16 protein-coding genes are annotated in these 17045 nt (G+C 67.3%); 6 read left to right on the top strand and 10 right to left on the bottom strand.

The window, feature by feature from the left end:
* The first annotated feature begins 165 nt into the window (after positions 1–165).
* Together DMB80_RS24700 and DMB80_RS24705 are read left to right on the top strand one after the other, a co-directional pair.
* Positions 166–1422 (top strand): HNH endonuclease signature motif containing protein, encoded by a 1257-nt coding sequence (locus tag DMB80_RS24700; protein WP_111512272.1) that lies wholly within the window; start codon positions 166–168, stop codon positions 1420–1422.
* 74 nt (positions 1423–1496) lie between these two features.
* Positions 1497–1865: a DUF1330 domain-containing protein gene (locus DMB80_RS24705; protein WP_111512273.1), complete on the top strand. Its 369-nt coding sequence runs from the start codon at positions 1497–1499 to the stop codon at positions 1863–1865.
* Positions 1866–1875: 10 nt separating this feature from the next.
* On the opposite strand, the gene DMB80_RS24710 is transcribed toward DMB80_RS24705, so the two are convergent.
* On the bottom strand, positions 1876–3117 hold the full coding sequence (locus DMB80_RS24710; protein WP_111512274.1) for an FAD-dependent monooxygenase: 1242 nt from the start codon (positions 3115–3117) through the stop codon (positions 1876–1878).
* Positions 3118–3199: 82 nt separating this feature from the next.
* On the opposite strand from DMB80_RS24710, the gene DMB80_RS24715 reads away from it, so the two are divergent.
* Positions 3200–3790 (top strand): TetR-like C-terminal domain-containing protein, encoded by a 591-nt coding sequence (locus DMB80_RS24715; protein ID WP_111512275.1) that lies wholly within the window; start codon positions 3200–3202, stop codon positions 3788–3790.
* Position 3791: 1 nt separating this feature from the next.
* Here the strand turns inward: DMB80_RS24715 and DMB80_RS24720 are convergent, their stop codons facing one another.
* The 8 genes from DMB80_RS24720 to eltD all read right to left on the bottom strand — a co-directional run bounded on the left by DMB80_RS24720 (position 3792) and on the right by eltD (position 12614).
* Entirely contained in the window at positions 3792–4262 is a 471-nt protein-coding gene (locus tag DMB80_RS24720; protein ID WP_111512276.1) for a ribose-5-phosphate isomerase, read from the bottom strand.
* 6 nt (positions 4263–4268) lie between these two features.
* A complete protein-coding gene (derK, locus tag DMB80_RS24725; RefSeq protein WP_111512277.1) occupies positions 4269–6020 on the bottom strand; it encodes a D-erythrulose 4-kinase in 1752 nt (583 codons plus the stop codon).
* Positions 6017–7144, bottom strand: a complete 1128-nt coding sequence (locus tag DMB80_RS24730; protein ID WP_111512278.1) for an ABC transporter ATP-binding protein — start codon at positions 7142–7144, stop codon at positions 6017–6019. The genes derK and DMB80_RS24730 overlap by 4 nt, the downstream gene beginning before the upstream one ends.
* Positions 7141–8247 carry an ABC transporter ATP-binding protein gene (locus tag DMB80_RS24735; protein ID WP_046365627.1) on the bottom strand — a complete coding sequence of 369 codons (1107 nt, stop codon included), beginning with the start codon at positions 8245–8247 and terminating at the stop codon, positions 7141–7143. The genes DMB80_RS24730 and DMB80_RS24735 overlap by 4 nt, the downstream gene beginning before the upstream one ends.
* Complete coding sequence (locus DMB80_RS24740; protein WP_111512279.1) at positions 8247–9128, bottom strand: carbohydrate ABC transporter permease; 882 nt, start codon at positions 9126–9128, stop codon at positions 8247–8249. The genes DMB80_RS24735 and DMB80_RS24740 overlap by 1 nt, the downstream gene beginning before the upstream one ends.
* Before the next feature lie 6 nt (positions 9129–9134).
* Entirely contained in the window at positions 9135–10091 is a 957-nt protein-coding gene (locus DMB80_RS24745; protein ID WP_046365625.1) for a carbohydrate ABC transporter permease, read from the bottom strand.
* 14 nt (positions 10092–10105) lie between these two features.
* Positions 10106–11485 carry an extracellular solute-binding protein gene (locus tag DMB80_RS24750; protein WP_162231996.1) on the bottom strand — a complete coding sequence of 460 codons (1380 nt, stop codon included), beginning with the start codon at positions 11483–11485 and terminating at the stop codon, positions 10106–10108.
* Between the two features lie 64 nt (positions 11486–11549).
* Entirely contained in the window at positions 11550–12614 is a 1065-nt protein-coding gene (gene eltD, locus DMB80_RS24755; RefSeq protein WP_111512280.1) for an erythritol/L-threitol dehyrogenase, read from the bottom strand.
* Between the two features lie 170 nt (positions 12615–12784).
* Between eltD and DMB80_RS24760 the strand changes: the two genes are divergently transcribed.
* Positions 12785–13828 (top strand): sugar-binding transcriptional regulator, encoded by a 1044-nt coding sequence (locus tag DMB80_RS24760; RefSeq protein WP_111512281.1) that lies wholly within the window; start codon positions 12785–12787, stop codon positions 13826–13828.
* A gap of 32 nt (positions 13829–13860) precedes the next feature.
* Positions 13861–14616 carry a glucose 1-dehydrogenase gene (locus DMB80_RS24765; RefSeq protein ID WP_111512285.1) on the top strand — a complete coding sequence of 252 codons (756 nt, stop codon included), beginning with the start codon at positions 13861–13863 and terminating at the stop codon, positions 14614–14616.
* Positions 14617–14622: 6 nt separating this feature from the next.
* Here DMB80_RS24765 and DMB80_RS24770 read toward each other — a convergent pair whose 3' ends face one another.
* A complete protein-coding gene (locus DMB80_RS24770) occupies positions 14623–16113 on the bottom strand; it encodes an FGGY-family carbohydrate kinase (RefSeq protein ID WP_162938697.1) in 1491 nt (496 codons plus the stop codon).
* Between the two features lie 35 nt (positions 16114–16148).
* Between DMB80_RS24770 and DMB80_RS24775 the strand changes: the two genes are divergently transcribed.
* Positions 16149–17045, top strand: an 897-nt coding sequence (locus DMB80_RS24775; protein ID WP_111512282.1) for a LysR family transcriptional regulator, incomplete at its 3' end; no start/stop codon positions are given.

The raw sequence follows: 17045 nt of genomic DNA on the forward strand, positions 1-17045 counted from the left end.
AACGGGACGCCGACCGTTGCGGTCCACGTGATATTCGCGGACATACCGTTCGTCTTCTCCGGACGGTTTCACGAGTTGTCCCCAGAGCCGATGTCATCCACAGGCCGCGCACGGGGTCGGCCACTTTCGCGTTGAGATGTCGGGGGTCGTCGGCAGATTGGGTGCATGTCCCCGGTCAGTTCTCTCGCCATCGATGGGCGGTTGTCGGTGCTGCATGAGGAGCTGGCAGAGCTGACGGGCCAGCGGAATGCGATCGACGCGCGGATCGTGGAGATTGCTGCGGAGATCGACCGGGACGAGTTGTGGGCGGCTACCGGAGCCCGGTCGACGGCGGGCTGGTTGGCGTGGAAATCCGGGGTGTCGCCGTCGCGGGCGCAGACGATTGCCGCGATTGCGCGCCGCTATGACGAATTCCCGCACTGCATCCAAGGATTGAAGCTAGGCCGGTTCTCCGTGGACCAAGTCGGGGTGATCGCCGAGCGCGGTCTGCCCGGCTCTGATTCGCATTTCGCCACGATGGCCCGGTGCGCCACCGTGAGCCAGCTGCGGACCGCGCTGAAGATGCAACCCAAACCCACCCCTGAACCGCAGCCTGAATCCGAGCCCGAGGACGGTGAGGAGTCGGTGGTGGTCGACCCGGGACCCAAGGTGTCGATCAGCTCGACGTCGGATGAGCAGTTCACGTACTGGCAGATCGCGCTCCCGCATGTCGAGAACGCGGCATTCGAAGCGGCTCTGGCGTCGCATCGCGATGCGCTAGTGGCGGAGTGGAGCACCGGCGATCCGGACGGACGAGGGCCGATCCCCAGCACCGCAGCGGCATTTCTTCGGCTGGTGTCTGCCGGGTGGGACGCCGAAGCCGCGGCGCGCCCGCACGGGCAGCGCACCACCGTCGTCGTTCACGTCGACATCGAAACCCGCCTGGCGGCTGTACATTTGGGGCCCGTTCTGCCCGACAGCGATCGCCGCTATCTGACCTGTGATGCCACGTGTGAAGTGTGGTTCCGCCGCGACGGGCAGGTGCTCGGCGCCGGCCGATCGACCCGCACGGTCAATCGGCGGCTGCGCCGCGCGCTCGAGCATCGCGACCGGGCGTGTGTGGTCCCCGGCTGCGGGGCGACCCGGGCGCTGCACGCCCATCACCTGGTGCACTGGGAGGACGGCGGCCCCACCGAATTGTGGAACCTGGCGTTGGTGTGTCCGTATCACCATCGGGCCCATCACCGCGGCCTGATCACGATCACCGGCCCCGCCGATCAGCTCGTCGTCACCGACGCAGCCGGCCGTGCCCTGACCTCAGCGTCACTGGCCCGACCACCCACCCAACCACCCCCCGATGTCGCACCATGCCCCGGCCCAACCGGGGAACGCGCGAACTGGTGGTGGTATCAACCCTACGAACCCCGCCCACCTATTGAGTGAAGCGCGTCGTTGTCGGTACCCCTCCCTAGAGTGCCGAGAGGGGGCAGACAACGCAAGACAATTGAGGAGACACGATGATCGCGCTCGACACCGCAGCGCTCGACCCGTATCTGGGCGAGGACGGCGGGCCCGTGGTGATGCTGAATCTGCTTCGCTTCCGACCCGATGGCGGCAGGGACACCTACCTCGAGTACATCGCCGCGTTCGAAAGCACCGGCGTGCAAACGAAGTACGGCGTCGATGTGCTCTACGTCGGCAGCGGTGGCGTCGCGCTGTCAGCAGAACCAGGGCAGGACTGGGACATGGTGGCACTCGTGCGCTATCCCAGCCGGCAGCACTTCGTCGACATGATCAACGACCCCGAGTATCAGCGTTTCGAACACCTGCGTGCCGACGCACTGGTCGAGGCGGTGCTGCAGGCCACCACACCGGCAGCCGCGTAGCCGGCGAATCTCATCGACGAGCGTTGCGCTGCAGCGACTCCGGCGACCGCCGTAGATCGTCGTCGCGCAGCGCCAGGCCCGTCGCGGCACTGCGTAGCGGCGCTTGGAGCAGTCCGAGTAGGCCGAGCCGCTGTAGCCATGGCACGGCGCACAGCTTGACGTTGCGGCGCAGGAGCTGACCGGACGTACGGACCAGAACCGTCCCGTCGGTGCGCAGTGCCAGTTCCTGATTCCTCGTCACGAAGTCCCGCATGCGCAGCTCATAGGCGTCATAGGCATCCTGCGGGCGCTCATGCGCACACAGCTCACTGGCCAGCACGTAGGCGCCGGCGATCGCGATGCTGGTGCCCTGCCCGGACAGGAACGCCGGCGCGTAGGCCGCGTCGCCGACCAACGCGACGCGCCCCGAGCTCCAGCGCGGCATGCGCACCTGACTGACCGTGTCGACGTACAGGTCGTCGGAGTCGCCCATCGTGTCGATGACTTCGGCTGTACGCCAACGATCCTCGGTAAACGCTTCACGGAACGCTCCCGCCACCGCGGCGCGATCTCGCCGGTCCACAGTCCCCGGCGTCGGATGCACGAACGTGGCGAACGCCCGGCCCGGCGTCCCGTCGGTCAGTCGCTCGACCAGCACCGTGCGCCCCGGATGCGAGTAGAAGTAGCCGCTCCCCGGCGCGAACGCATCATGCGGCAGATCCCAGACAGCGACGTAAGGCCCGAGGTGACGCAGAAACTGCTCCTCGGGGCCGAACGTGAGCGCGCGAACGTTCGAATGGATCCCGTCGGCGCCGATGACCACGTCGACGATCTCCGCGGGCCGGCGCTCGAATGACACCTCCACCCCGGCACCGAGTTCGCTTATGGCGGTGATCGATTCGGAGAACACGTATTCCACGCGGTCCTCGGTCGCGCGATGGAGCACGGCGCTGAGCGCCCCTCGCGACAGCTCGACGTCCCCCTCCCCCGAGGAACCGAGCAGATTGCCGTAGTCCAGCGTGCACAAGCGGCGTCCGCTCGGACTCAGCAGGGACACCGGCACATGCCGGTAGCGATTCTCGACCAGTTGTTCGTGCAAGCCCATACGGGTGACCACCTCGACAGCGGCGCCGCGGACATCGACCGGATAACCGCTGGTGCGCAGCCGGTCAGCTCGTTCGATGACCGTGACCTGCCAGCCCGCTTCGGCGAGCCAGAAGGCCAGGACGGGACCGGCGATGCTCGCACCGGAAATCACAGCTCTGCGTGTCATCGATACCCCACAAATCCCGGAGAAATAAGCTACGTAACTGTTGCTTATCGGCGACTGTAGTGGCATGAGTTAAGCTACGCAAGTGTCCTCTAAGGGTGTCTCCGCTCATCGACGCCGCGGGGCTGAACTGGACTCCGCCATCCTCGACGCAGGCTGGGAGCAACTCCTCGACGCCGGCTACGCGGGCTTCACGATCGACGCGGTGGCTGCCCGGTCGGCATCGGCACGCTCGGTGCTCTACCGCCGCTGGCCGACCCGGCTCGACCTGCTCGAAGCCGTGATCCGGCGCCGCGGCGAGATCGACGTCATCGATGTCCCCGACACCGGCACGCTGCGCGGCGACGTGCTGGCGGTCCTCACCGACTTCAATGCCCGCCGGGCGGGCACGATGGGATTGTTCGCCGCACTGCTGGGCGCCTACTACGACGAGGCAGGCGGGTCACCGGCAAAGCTACGCGCCCTGTTCGTGCCCGACGGGCCGAGCATCATGAGCCAGATCGCCGAACGTGCCGTCGCACGAGGCCAATTGGCGACGCTTCCGCCGCCTCGCGTGCTCAACCTGCCGGCCGATCTGCTGCGCCACGAGCTGTTCATGACCATGGCTGCCGTACCGCAGGACACCATCACCGAGATCGTCGACGACGTGTTCCTGCCGCTGGTGAAACCGAGCTGATTCAGCTGGTGGCTTGCGCCGGCTCGTACGAGCAGATCGCATCCACCTTGTCGGCCGAGGCGCTCTGCGGGTCGAACTCGTAGCCCAGCCAGTCCTTGGCGAGCCGGCGGGCGAGTTCCAGACCGATCACCCGCTGGCCGAAACACAGCACCTGGGCGTTGTTCGAGAGCACCGAGCGCTCCACCGAGAAGCTGTCGTGCGCGGTGACGGCGCGGATACCCGGCACCTTGTTGGCGCTGATCGCGACCCCGAGGCCGGTTCCGCAGACCAGTAGCGCGCGATCGGCCTTCCCGTCGGCGATCATGCGCGCCGCAGCGACCGCGACGTGAGGGTAGGCGGTGTTCTCGTCCGCACCCACCCCGACATCGGTGACGTCGGCCACCCGATCGTCGGCCTGTAGATCTTTCTTGAGTGCTTCCTTGTAGTCGAAGCCGGCGTCATCAGAGCCGACGACGATGCGGAGCCCTGCCATCGCGGGTCACTCCCCTTTCGCTGTTGTGCGAGTCGAATTCAGCGTGTCGGCGACAGTGCGCAGGCACATGGCCAGTGACGTCGCACCCGCGTCGGGAGTACCGACGCTGCGCTCGGCCAACGGACGGGCCCGACCCACCTTTGGTCGCATGTCGGCCGTAGCCTGCGCCGCCTCTGTCGCGACAGCGGCGGCGTCCTGCCACGCCCCTTGCCACGGCGTCCCGTCTGCCACCCGTCGCTCGAAGTCGTCGACGAACGGAAGGAGGGCGTCGAGCATCGTCTTGTCGCCGGGTGCTGCGCCACCGAGAGAGACCAACGCGTCGTAACCGTCGCGCATTCCGCCGGACACCGCTTCTCCGTCGGGCCGACCGGTGTCTCCCAGGCGAGCACCGAGGGCGGACAGCAGCGCACCCCACAGCACCCCGGACGTGCCGCCGGCCTTGGCCGCCCACTCTTTGCCCGCCTCTGCGAGCACCGATCCCTGACCAGCGCCCGCGTCGACCGCCCGCTGCGCTGCCGAACAGGCCGCAGACGAGCCCTTCACCATGCCTCTGCCGTGGTCGCCGTCCCCGGCGACCGCGTCGATGCGCCCCAGTTCGTCCTCCGCATCGGCGAGCACACCGGCCATCGCGGTCAGCGCCCGCAGGACCACCTCCGCGCCACGGCGCCCGTCGTCGTCGGCGAGCTCGTTCAGCGCAGGCGCCGACGAACCGGCCTCGAGCTCCTGCGCACTGCGGCGTTCCCCGGTGGTCGCGGAGTCGGCCGGCGCACCCTTGCGGTAAGCCGGGGAATCAGCCGGAGCGGTCCAATAGCGTTCCAGCTCCTCGTCGAGCCACATCACGGTCAGCGAACAGCCCGCCATGTCGAGGCTGGTGACGAGTTCGCCGACCTCGGGCTCGACGATCTCGAAGCCGCGTTCTTTCAGCAGGCGAGCCACCGTGCCCCAGACCACGAACAGCTCTTCGTATTTGGTGCGGCCCAAGCCGTTGAGGATGACCGCGATCCGCTTCGATGTCGCGTCGGGACGATCAGCCAGCACGCCGTCGACGAGGGTTTCAGCGAGCGCCTCGGCGGTCGGCATCGGTTCGTCGGCGACCCCCGGTTCACCGTGGATGCCCAAGCCCACGCCCATCTTCCCCTCGGGCACCGTGAACAGCGGGTGGTCGGCGCCCGGCATCGTGCAGCCGTCGAACGCCACACCCAGCGTGCGGGTCGCCGCGTTCGACGCCTCGGCGACCCGGACCACGCCGGCGAGATCGAGTCCCTCTTCAGCGGCCGCGCTGGCACACTTGAACACCGTGAAATCGCCTGCGATGCCGCGTCTTTTCGCCTCCTCGCCCTTCGGCGCGCTGGCGATGTCGTCGGTCACGGCGAAATACTCGGCGTCGATACCCTCGGCCCGCAGCTGCGTCACCGCGAGGCCGAAGTTCATCACGTCTCCGGCATAGTTGCCGGTGGTCAGCAGCACGCCGGCATCACTGTGCGCGGCCCGCGCCACCGACGCGGCCTCCTCCGCCGACGGCGAGGTGAAGATGTTGCCGACGACGGCGCCGTCGGCGAATCCGACGCCGACCGTTCCGCAGAACGCCGGGTAGTGACCCGATCCTCCGCCGATGACGACAGCGACCTTGCCCGGGCGGGTCCGATGGGCGCGCACCACACCACCCGGCACTCCGGCGACGTAACGGGCGTTGGCGTCGAGGAATCCGATCAGCATGTCCTCGGTGAATCGGGCAGGGTCGTTGTAGAGCTTCGTCATCGCAGTCGCTCTCCGGTCTCGGCATCGAACAGATAGACCCGTTCGGCCGGCGCGGTCACCGAGACCTGTTGCTCGGGTTCATGGCTCTGTTCGGCCGGGGTCTGCACCACGATACCGTCCTCGATGCCCGCCACCGTCGTGGTCGCCAGGCCGAACTCCAGCAGGTGCTCGAAGTACGCGACGGTCGCCGCGAGCCCCTCGTTCCCCCGATCGGAGAGCGCGCAGTCCTGCGGACGGACGCCGACCGTGACCGCGGTGCCATCAGCGACACTGGTGGCCGATGTCTCCAGAGACCCCACGCCGGAACCGATCTCGACGTGAACACGGCCGTCACGCACCCGCGCAACACCGGGCAGCACGTTGATCGCGGGCTCGCCGACGAAGCCGGCAACGAACAGGTTGGCCGGATCGTCGAACACCTCGTCGGGCGTGCCGAACTGCTGGACGACGCCACCGTCCATCACAGCGAGCCGATCCGCCAGTGACAGCGCCTCCACCTGGTCGTGGGTGACGACGATCGTCGTGTAGCCGAATTCGCGCTGCAGCACCTTGAGTTCGCGGCGCACCCGGTTGCGGGCGGACGCGTCGAGGTGACTCAGCGGCTCGTCCAAAAGCAGCACCGGAGGATTGCGCACCAGGGCACGGGCCAACGCGACGCGCTGCTTCTGTCCACTGGACAGGCTGGCCGGCCGCAGTGACAGCAGATCGTTCATCTCGAGCCGGTCGCTGATCGACTCGACCATCTTCTCGGCGCCCTTGACCTTGCGCGCCTTCAGCCCGTACAGCAGGTTGTCGCGCACCGACAGCGGCGGATACAGCGCATAGCTCTCGAAGCCGACGCCGATCCCGCGCTTGGCGGCCGGCAGCTGGGAGATCTCGCGCTCGCCGATCTTGATCGAACCGCTGGTGACCGTCTCGAGTCCGGCGATCATCCGCAACGTCGTGGTCTTCCCGCAGCCCGACGGGCCGAGCAAGGCCACCAACTCCCCCGGCCGGATGTCGAGGTCGATGCCCTTGACCGCGGTCACCGCATCGCGGCCCCGCGACGAGTAGGTCTTGACCAGGTCGCGCAGGGTCAGGCTCTGCGCGCTCTGCTGGGCGGTGTGGTTGGTCGCGACGCTCACTGCACTGCCTCCAGGGTCTGATCACTGAACCGGCTGGTGTCCCCGTCGCCCGGGGCGAACACATGCACGTCGGACTCGGCGATGCGCATCGTGACCTCGTCCCCTTCTCCGACACCATGACGTCCGGAGGTGAGCGCGATCAGCTGCGCCCCGCCCACGTCGACGGTCAGCTCGATGTTGCGGCCGAGCCGTTCGGCCAGCATGACGCGGCCACGCAGCGACCCCTCCCGGCTGGTCACGTGAATATCGCTGGGGCGCAGGCCGACTCGCACCCGGGTGCCACGTTCGCAGCGCACGTCGGCAGGTACCGGCACGTCGAGGGAACCGTCACCCAACCGGATGCGACCGTCGTCGACGACACCGTCGAGCAGGTTGATCTCGGGCTGCCCCAGTGCCCGCGCGACGAATGTGTCAGCGGGCCGACGCCAGATCTCCTCGGGCGTCCCGATCTGCATGAGCCGGCCCTCGCGCATCACCGCGATCCGGTCACCCAGCGCAAGCGCCTCCTGGTAGTCGTGCGTGACGTAGATCGTCGTGGTGTTCGACATCGCGCCGAGCTGCTTGAGCTCAGCGCGCATGGACGCGCGCAGCTTGGCGTCGAGATGGCTCAGCGGCTCGTCGAGCAAGTACACGTCGGCCGGGCGGACCAGCACACGGCCCAGCGCCACACGTTGCCGCTGACCGTTCGACAGTTCCCGGGGGAGCCGGTTCTTCAGGTGGTCGATGCCCAACGTCGTGGTGACCTGATCGATCCGCTTGGCGCGCTCGGACTCCGAATACTTGCCCGTGCGGCCCGATTTCAGCGGCGACGCCAGATTCTCGGCGACGGTCTTCTGCGGATACAGCGCATAGCTCTCGAACGCCATCGCGACGTTGCGGTGGTACGGCTCCACCGCGGTCATGTCGACCCCGCCGATGGACACCGACCCCGAGTCGACGTCGACGAGGCCGGCGATCGACTTCAGCGTGGTCGTCTTGCCGGCGCCACTGGGGCCCAGGATCACGAAGAACTCGCCGTCGGCGATGTCGAGTGAGATCCCGTCGACTGCGCGGACATCCTTGCCGTAGGTCTTGCAGATATCGGTGACCTTGACTGTGGCCATCAGGCTTTCACCGCCCCGAATGACAGGCCCCGCACCAGGTACCGCTGAATGGTCAGCGCGAGGACGAGTGGTGGCAGCGCGGCGATCAACGCCGCGGCGGCCGTGAGGTTGTAGTAGGCCTGGCCGCCGCCGCCGAGGAACTTGGTGATGGCGACGGTGACCGTACCGGCGTTGCTGTCGGCCAGGATCAGGGGGAACACGTAGTTGTTCCAGGCGAAGATGAACGCCAGCAGCGCCGCGGCGGCGATACCGGGCCGCACGATCGGCAGCGCCACCATCAGGAACGCGCGCCGGCGGGTGTAGCCGTCGAGAAGCGCGGCCTGCTCGAGATCCTCGGGCAGATCCTGGAAATAGGACCGCAGAATCCAGACCACCAGCGGCATGGTGACCAGCTGCAGCACCCAGATCATCCCGACCTTGGTGTCGAAGAGGCCGATCTGGTTGTAGATCACGAACAGCGGCACGATCACCATCAGTTCGGGGGCGAACCGGAACGACAACATCTGGAACATCAGGTCGTTACTGCCGCGGTACTGCCAGCGCCCGGCGGCGTAGGCGGCCGGGATACCGATGACCAATGACACGATCACCGCACCGCCACAGTTGAGCAGGCTGGTCAGCAGGGAGGCCTTGAAGTCGACGCTCGTCATCTGGGTGCCCTTGTCGGACACCACCGTGGCGAAATTCGACCACGTCGGGCTGAACGAGAAGTACGTCGTGGTCTGCTGTTCGGCGTTCTTCAGTGCCAGCATCAGCATCCAGAAGATCGGGAACAGCGAGAAGACGAACCAGATGATCAGACCGACGTCGGCGGCGACGGCACCGATGGACCAGCGCCGCTGACCGGGTTGCAACTCGGCTCGGGAGAGGTTGAGGGCCATGATTTTCTACGACTCCGCTCCGGCAGCGCGGCGCTGCGCTTTTCCGAGCACGCTCACCAGGTAGCGCGCGGTGATGAACACGATGATCCACAGCAGCAGCATGTAGGTGCTGCCGCGGGAGTAGTCCAGGTTGATGATCGAATCCTCGAAGGCGCCGATCTGCAGGGTGCGGGTCGCCACACCGGGGCCGCCCGCGGTCAGCACGAAGATGTGGTCGAACACCTTGAGGTTGTCCATGAACCGGAAGATGACCGCGACCAGGATGTAGGGCCACAGCATCGGCAGCATCAGCTTGCGGAACATGTAGAACCAGTTGGCCCCGTCGACATCTGATGCCTCGAACGGCTCCTTGGGCAGCGAGCGGATGCCCGCGAGGACCAGGATCGCCACGAACGGGGTGAAGATCCACACGTCGACCAGGATCACCGAGAACAGGGCGTTGTTCGCCGACAGCCAGTCGAACGTGTTACCAAGGCCGAGAACGTGATTGAGGATGCCGAACTGCGGGTTGAACATCAGCTTCCAGATCACGCCCGCGATCACCGGGGCGATCATCAGCGGCAGGATCAGGACCTTCTCGAAGATCTTGCCGATGATGCTGGAGCGGTTGAGCAGCAGGGCCAGCCCGACGCCGAGCACCGTTTCGACCGCGGTCGCGGCGATCGCGAAGATCGCGGTGACCTTGACGCTCTGCCAGAACACCCGGTCACCGAGGACAGAGGCGAAGTTGTCGAACCAAATGAAGTGGGGGTTCGGGTTGACCGCGGCATAGTTGAGGAAGGCGTAGTACGCCCCCACGGCGAACGGGTAGAGAATGCCGATCACGATCACCAGGGCGGGGATCGAGAGCAGATAGGGGCGGAACTTGCGCCGCCACGTCGGCACTTCCGGGAGCTTACGGCCACCGCCGGCAGCATCCGGTCGTGGCGACGCCGCAGGCGCCTTGGATGTCTGAGTCGTCATCGATGCCAGAGCTCCTAGAGGTTGACCTTGGACGTGTTGGTCTTGGCGAGGCTGCGCAACCGGGACGCCGCGTCTTCACCGCCGTAGATGTCCTGCAACGCCACCGCCCAGTTCTGAGTGGTGTCGAAGAACTTCTTCTGCGGGGTGAACTGGATCTTGGACTGCCCGATCACCGTCTCGAACGCCTCCAGATATCCGAACTGATCCGCGGCGACCCGCTTGAAGGTGGTGTCGAACACCGACTTCCGGACCGGGTCGGCATACGTGCCGCCCTCGACCGCCTTGTTCATCGACTCCTTGCCCGTGGCCCACTGGATGAACAGCCAGGCCGGCAGCTTGTTGCGCGAGTTGGCGCTCATCGCCCAGCTCCACGTCCACAGGTTGGTCTTGTAGTTGCCGTCCGGACCCGCCGGACCGGCGTACCACGCGATGTTGCCGGCCTCCTTGCTCGCACCCGGCTTGTTCTTCGGGTAGGTGGCGCTGTCGGCGTCGAACACCATCATCGCCTTGCCGTCACCGAGATCGCCGGTGGCGTTGGGGTAGTCGTAGGTGGTCCACGATGTCGGGCCCGCCTCGTGCTGCATTGCAATCCACTTCTTGGTGAACTCGATCGCCTTGTCGCTGTCCATCTCGGCGATGAGCTCCGAGCCGTTCCAGGTGTAGTCGACGGCACCTTCGCGGCTGTATTGCGTCATGAAACCGGGGTGGATGGTCGCCCACGACTTCGAGCCGCGGGTGGAGATGCCGTAGCGGTTCTGCGAACGGTCGGTCAGGTCGATGGCCAGCTGGATGAAATCGTCGAGGTTGTCGGGCAGTCGCGTGATGCCCTTCTCGTCGAAGATCCGCTTGTTGTAGGCGACCACGTTGTTCTCGAAGCCCCACGGGATCGCCCACTGCCCACCGGTTCCCAGCGGCTGGCCCAGTTGGAAATCCCACCGCGTCGAGGTACGCAGGCCGTCGAAGATGTCCTCGAAGTCGTACTCGGCGTTGGTGGCCGCACTGTTGGCCAGCCACGGGTTGAGATCCTCGATCCACCCGGGCGGCCCGTACTGCCAGATGAAATACGCGCCGAGCATGAACGCGTCGTGCTTGCCGGAGCCGCCGGCCAGTTCGGTGTTGAGCTTGGTGAAGTAGTCCGCCTCGGGCACGAGGTCCACGTTGACGTTGATGCCCGTCAACTCGGTGAACTCCTTGAGCAGCGGCTGGTACGACAGCTGGTAGGGGTGCGGGGTCTGCAGGATGTTGATGGTCGAGCCGGCCGCCTTGCGCCAGTCGAATCCACCGGTCACCGCGTCGGCGCCATTGGGCATACTCGCCTTGCCGCCGACCCCGCACGAACTGAGCACCGGCACGCTGGCTGCCGCGGCACCGGCCACACCGAGGGCAGCGAGCATCTTCCTACGCGAGAACTGCTGCCCCATGGGGGCATTGGAGAACAAGCTCATCAGGGTCCTTATCTCAGGCGGGGATCAGGGAGACCTTGACCGATTCCTTGCCGCTGGCGACGAGGTCGAGCCCCTGCTGGAACTCGGTCAACGGAAGCTGGTGGGTGCAGATCCGATCCATGGGCAGCACGCCCGACTCGATCATCTTGATCGCCGCGGGCCAGCAGTACGGGCCCAGATGTGCGCCGAGCACGTCGAGTTCCTTGTCGTCGCTGATGATGCTCCAGTCGACGGTCACGTCGCTGCCGAAGACGCCGTATTCGACGTACCGGCCGAGTTTGCGTAACAGGTTGAGCCCCTGAGGAACTGCCGACGGATGTCCGGTGCCCTCCAGGTACACGTCCGCGCCGTAGCCGTCGGTGAGCTCCTTGACGATCGCCACCGCGTCCTGCTCGGCGATGTTGATCGTGATGTCGGCACCGCAGAGCTTGGCGAGCTCGAGCTTCTCGGGCGCCATGTCGAGCGCGATGACGTGCATCGGGTTCTTGGCGCGGGCACCGGCGACCATCCCCAGGCCGATGGGCCCGCAGCCGGCGACCACCACCACGTCCTCGAACAGGATCTGCGCGCGCTCCACCGCGTGCAGCGAGCACGACAGCGGTTCGGCGAACGCGGCGTGGTGCGGTGCGACATCAGCGGACACCTTGTGCACCAGCGCTTCCACGGGATACACCATGTAGCTGGCCATCGCGCCCGGGGTGCGGCGCTTGAAGCCGTACAGGTCATGCGGCTGACACATGTGGTACTGACCGCGCTTACAGAACCGGCATTCCCAGCACGGCACGATCTGCTCGGAGACCACCCGGTCACCGATTGCGATACCCCAGCGGGAGGCGGCGGCGTCGTCGAGATCGACGACCCGTCCGACGAATTCGTGTCCGGGGATCACCATGGTCTCCGCCCAGGCGGGCCGGTTCTCGTCGCCCCAGAACTTGGCCGCGCCGTGGTAGCACTTCAGGTCACTGGCGCAGATGCCGACTGCTTCGACTTTCACGAGCACCTCGCCGGGGCCGCGCTGCGGAACCGCCACCTCCTCCAGCCGGTAGTCGTGGGGCCCGTGGCAGACGACTGCCTGCATTTTCTCGGGGATCTGAGCGGACGTCTTCTGATCGGACGTCTTTTGATCGGACAAAGCGAGTTCCTCCCTCTGTGGTCGGAGTCACAGTAGCGAGCCGGTGCACATTTGTCCAGAACATCTGTTCAGTGAAATTCTTTCCAGGGCAGGCGTTCGGTGTCATACTTCTGCGCATGCCTCGGCCGTCCGTGCCCGCCGCCTCATCCGCGAAATCGGATGGTGTCGCGCCCGATACCGAAAGCAGTCACTTCTCGCCCACCCTGCTCTACACCGCGGCGCGGCTCTACTACGAGGACGAGGCCACCCAAGCCGAGATCGCCGAGAAGCTGGGCACCAGTCGAGCGACGGTCAGCAGGCTCCTCGCCGAGGCGAAACGTCAAGGGGTGGTGCGTATCGAGGTGGTGCCGCCTGCCGATGTCCGCCCTACCGAACTGGCCGACCGGCTAGCCCGGGCGCTGAATTTGAACACCGTGTACCTGTCGCCACCCCTACCCACACCCGGGCCCGGCCGCAGCGTCGTCGACATCATGGGCCGGGTACTCGCGCCGGCGACGGCCCGGGCACTGGCTGAGGCAGGGTTGCTCCCGGGGGACGTGCTGCTGGTGTCGTCCGGCCGCACGGTCTACGAGCTGGCCCAGCACGAACTGACCTCACTGCCCGGCGTCGTGGTGGCGCCCACCGTGGGCGGCAACGACCAACCCTACGAGTGGTACCAGACCAACGAGATCACCCGGTTGGTCGCCAACCGCGTCGGCGGGCGCGCGAACTACCTGTTCGCGCCGGCGCTGCCGGGACCCGCGCTCTACGACTCCCTGGTGGAAGATCCGAGCGTCCAGCGCGTGCTCCACCAGTGGCCGCATGCCCGGTGCGCGCTGATGGGGGTCGGCGCCCCACCGCTGACCCGCTCGGACATCCCCCAGTTCGTGCCCACAGGCTCGACGTCGCTGCGGTCCGCCGTCGGCGACGTGTGCTCACGCTTCTACGACCGCAACGGCGCCCCCGTCGACTTCGACGGGGCGGAACGCCTCATCGCGCTGGAATTGGAGACGCTGCGCCACATCCCCGTCACCATCGCGGTGGCGATCGGCAAGGACAAGCTCGAATCCATCACCGCCGGCGCCCGCGGCGGCTACTTCAACCGGCTCGTCACCGATCCCGCCACCGCCGAAGCGCTGCTGACGGCCACCGATGACGCTGCACAACAGGAGGTTTCGTGACCAGCACCGCCGAGAAGAGATACTCCGGGGTGATGCGGCTCGACGGCAAGCGCGCACTCATCACCGGCGCCACCAAGGGCATCGGCGCCGACATCGCCCGTGCGTTCGCCGCCGCGGGCGCCCGCCTGGTGTTGAGCGGGCGCGACGAGACCGAACTGGCGCAGGCCAGACAGGCCCTGGGTGACGAATTCGGCGCCGAGGTGCGTTCGGCTGTCGTCGATCTCGCCGACTCTGACGGACCGACGGCGCTGGCCACCACGGCATCCGAGGCCTTCGAGGGCCTCGACATCCTGGTCAACAACGCGGGGATCTCGCTACCCGAACCCGTCGTCGGCACCACCGCGGAGAACTTCGACGCCACCCTCACCGTGAACCTGCGGGCTCCCGCGCTGCTGGCCGCGCAGGTCGGTGCGGCGATGGTCGACCAGGGCACGGGCGGCGCCATCGTCACCGTCGCCTCCGCCGCGGCGCTGGCCCCGCTACCGGAGCACTACGCCTACTGCGCGTCCAAGGCCGGCCTGGTGATGGCGACCAAGGTTCTGGCCCAGGAACTCGGGCCGCACGGCATCCGGGCGAATTCGGTGTGCCCGACGGTGGTACTGACCGAGATGGGTCAGCGGGTCTGGGGTGAGCAAGCCAAGGCCGCGCCGATGATCGCCCGAATCCCGCTGGGACGCTTCGCGGTCCCGCACGAGGTGTCCGATGCGGTCGTGTGGCTGTGCTCGGACGCGGCGAGCATGGTCAACGGTGTCGACCTCCCGATCGACGGCGGCTACACGATGGGCTGAGCCGGCTCAGTCGGCCGAGTAGGAGTCTGCGGCCGCCAGCCGGTGCACCTGCTCGCGGGTCGCGGGGTACAGCTGCGCCCAGGTGGCGAAGAGTTCCTCGTAGCGTTCCCGGTTGCGCGGGTCGGGCGTGATCTCGCGCTCGATGGTCGCCCAGTCCGTGTCGGCGGGCAGCAGCCCCACCCCGATGCCGGCCAGCAGCGCGTCACCGTAGCTCGCGCCGATGGCCTGCGCGGGCACCAGCTGCGAACGGCCGGTCACATCGCTGATCGCCTGCGCCCACACCGGGCTCTTCAAGCCGCCACCGACCGCGACGGTGCGGCTCGCCTCGTGGGCGTCGTCGAAACGTTCGAGGATCTGCCGGATGCCGAAGGCGATGCCTTCATAGGCCGCCCGGAACAGATGACCGCGCCCGTGCCGCAGCGTGAGGCCGGCGAGGACACCGCGGGCGTTCGGATCGAACACCGGGGTGCGCTCGCCCGCGAGGTACGGCAGCATCAGCAGGCCCTCGCTACCTGCGGGCACCGCCAGCGCCTCGGCGGTGAGCTCCTCGAAAGACGGCTTCCCCGTGAGTGATTGCAGCCAGTTGATCATCGTGCCCGCAGTCGACGTGCCGGCCGCCAGCGCCAGGGTGTGGGGGTCGACGCCCGCGGTGGTCCACAGCGTGGGATCGCTGTGGTACTCGTCGATCACCTGAACGAGGAACATCGTCGACCCGTACATCAGCATCTGATCGCCGGGACGGCGCACCCCGACCGAGAAGGCCTCCGAGTACGCGTCGACGGTGCCCGCGGCGACCGGCACGCCCGCCGGCAGCCCGGTCTCGCGGGCGGCCTCGACGCTCACCTGACCGACGACATCGCTCGGCCACACCAGCGACGGCAGCGGCAGGTGCCCGCAGATCCGCTCCGCCCAGTCCTTGTTCCACGTGAAATCCCGGGTGGCGTAGAGCGGATCGCACTGACTCGCGGTGTGATGGTCCATGACGTATTCGCCGGTGAGCTTCGCAGCGATGTAGGAATTGGAGCCGTACCAGCCGGCGGCGGCGTCGAACACCTGCGGCTCGTGGTTACGCACCCATTCGATCTTCGGCCCGACAGCTTGACTCGACAGCAGCGTACCGGCGCGCTCGAGAATTGCCGCCTCACCCAGTTCCGCTGTCAGCGAGGTTATTTCGGCGTGAGCGCGGGTGTCGATGCCGTAGAGGATGGCCGGGCGCAGGGGCCGCAGATCCGCGTCGCAGAGCACCAGGCACGGACCGACTCCGCTGACGCACACCCCGGCCAGGGTCGCGCCCGCGGGTTGGCGCGCCATCAGCGCGGTGCTGATCCCGCACACCTCGCGCCACCACACCGCCTCGGCGTCGACCTCGGCCCAGCCGGGCCGCGGCAGGTCCATCCCGTGGCTGATGGTCTCTGTGGCGAGCACGGTGCCCGAGCTGTCGACCAGAACACCCTTGGTGCTCCCCGTTCCCATGTCGATGCCGAGCAGCGTGTCCACGGCCCAACCCTACGTGGAGGAGCACAATCGCTGGCGTGGACTTCCGCCGACTGCAGCTCCTGCTCGCTCTGTCGCGCCTGGGTTCGATGCGGGCGGTGGCCGACGAACACCACCTCACCACCTCCACGGTGTCGGCGCAGATCGCCGCCCTCACGCGGGAGACCGGGGTCCAGCTGATCGAACCGGAAGGCCGGCGAGTGCGCCTCACCCCGGCCGGGCGCCGGCTGGCCGATCACGCGGTGACCATCCTCGCGGCCGTCGACCGCGCACGGTTGGATCTGGACGCCGATGCCGATCCCGCAGGCACCGTCCGCATCGGCGGGTTCGCCACCGGAATCCGGGTGTCGCTGCTGCCGATCGTCACCGACTTCCGGACACGGCTGCCGCAGGTCGACTTCGTCATCAGCGAGTACGAGCCCGTGGAGGCATTCCGGCTGCTGACCGCCGACGATCTCGACCTGGCACTGACCTACGACTACAACCTCGCCCCGGCCTCACCCGGGCCCTTGCTGGAAACGGTGCCGCTGTGGTCCATCCGCTGGGGCCTGGGGGTGCCGACGGACACCGGCCGCACCTCCACCACGCTCGGCGACTACGCCGAGCACACGTGGATCGTCAACTCCCGCAACACCGCCGACGAGGACGCCGTCCGCACCCTGGCCTCGCTGTCCGGGTTCAGCCCGCGCATCGCCCATCAGATCGACAGCCTGGATCTGGTGGAGGAACTCATCACCGCGGGCTACGGCGTGGGACTGCTGCCGATCGAACGTCCCACTGCGGCGGGAGTCACGGTGCTGCCCCTGACCGACCCCGACGTCGTTCTCACCGCGTATGCCGTGACCCGGATCGGTCGCGCGGACTGGCCCCCGCTGCGGGCCGTGCTGGACGCGATGAGACCACCGCCCGGCCCTCCCCTGCCCCGGCCAGGCTGG

The sequence above is a fragment of the Mycobacterium kyogaense genome, from assembly GCF_003254575.1.
GTDB classification, from domain to species: domain Bacteria; phylum Actinomycetota; class Actinomycetes; order Mycobacteriales; family Mycobacteriaceae; genus Mycobacterium; species Mycobacterium kyogaense.

Bases quoted from the DNA above. Each gene is read 5' to 3' on its own strand.
- DMB80_RS24750 (WP_162231996.1), bottom strand. From the start codon at position 11,485: ATGCTCGCTGCCCTCGGTGTGGCCGGTGCCGCGGCAGCCAGCGTGCCG.
- DMB80_RS24705 (WP_111512273.1), top strand. From the start codon at position 1,497: ATGATCGCGCTCGACACCGCAGCGCTCGACCCGTATCTGGGCGAGGAC.
- DMB80_RS24700 (WP_111512272.1), top strand. From the start codon at position 166: ATGTCCCCGGTCAGTTCTCTCGCCATCGATGGGCGGTTGTCGGTGCTG.
- eltD (WP_111512280.1), bottom strand. From the start codon at position 12,614: ATGCAGGCAGTCGTCTGCCACGGGCCCCACGACTACCGGCTGGAGGAG.
- DMB80_RS24745 (WP_046365625.1), bottom strand. From the start codon at position 10,091: ATGACGACTCAGACATCCAAGGCGCCTGCGGCGTCGCCACGACCGGAT.
- DMB80_RS24740 (WP_111512279.1), bottom strand. From the start codon at position 9,128: ATGGCCCTCAACCTCTCCCGAGCCGAGTTGCAACCCGGTCAGCGGCGC.
- DMB80_RS24720 (WP_111512276.1), bottom strand. From the start codon at position 4,262: ATGGCAGGGCTCCGCATCGTCGTCGGCTCTGATGACGCCGGCTTCGAC.
- DMB80_RS24760 (WP_111512281.1), top strand. From the start codon at position 12,785: ATGCCTCGGCCGTCCGTGCCCGCCGCCTCATCCGCGAAATCGGATGGT.
- DMB80_RS24735 (WP_046365627.1), bottom strand. From the start codon at position 8,247: ATGGCCACAGTCAAGGTCACCGATATCTGCAAGACCTACGGCAAGGAT.
- DMB80_RS24710 (WP_111512274.1), bottom strand. From the start codon at position 3,117: ATGACACGCAGAGCTGTGATTTCCGGTGCGAGCATCGCCGGTCCCGTC.
- derK (WP_111512277.1), bottom strand. From the start codon at position 6,020: ATGACGAAGCTCTACAACGACCCTGCCCGATTCACCGAGGACATGCTG.
- DMB80_RS24765 (WP_111512285.1), top strand. From the start codon at position 13,861: ATGCGGCTCGACGGCAAGCGCGCACTCATCACCGGCGCCACCAAGGGC.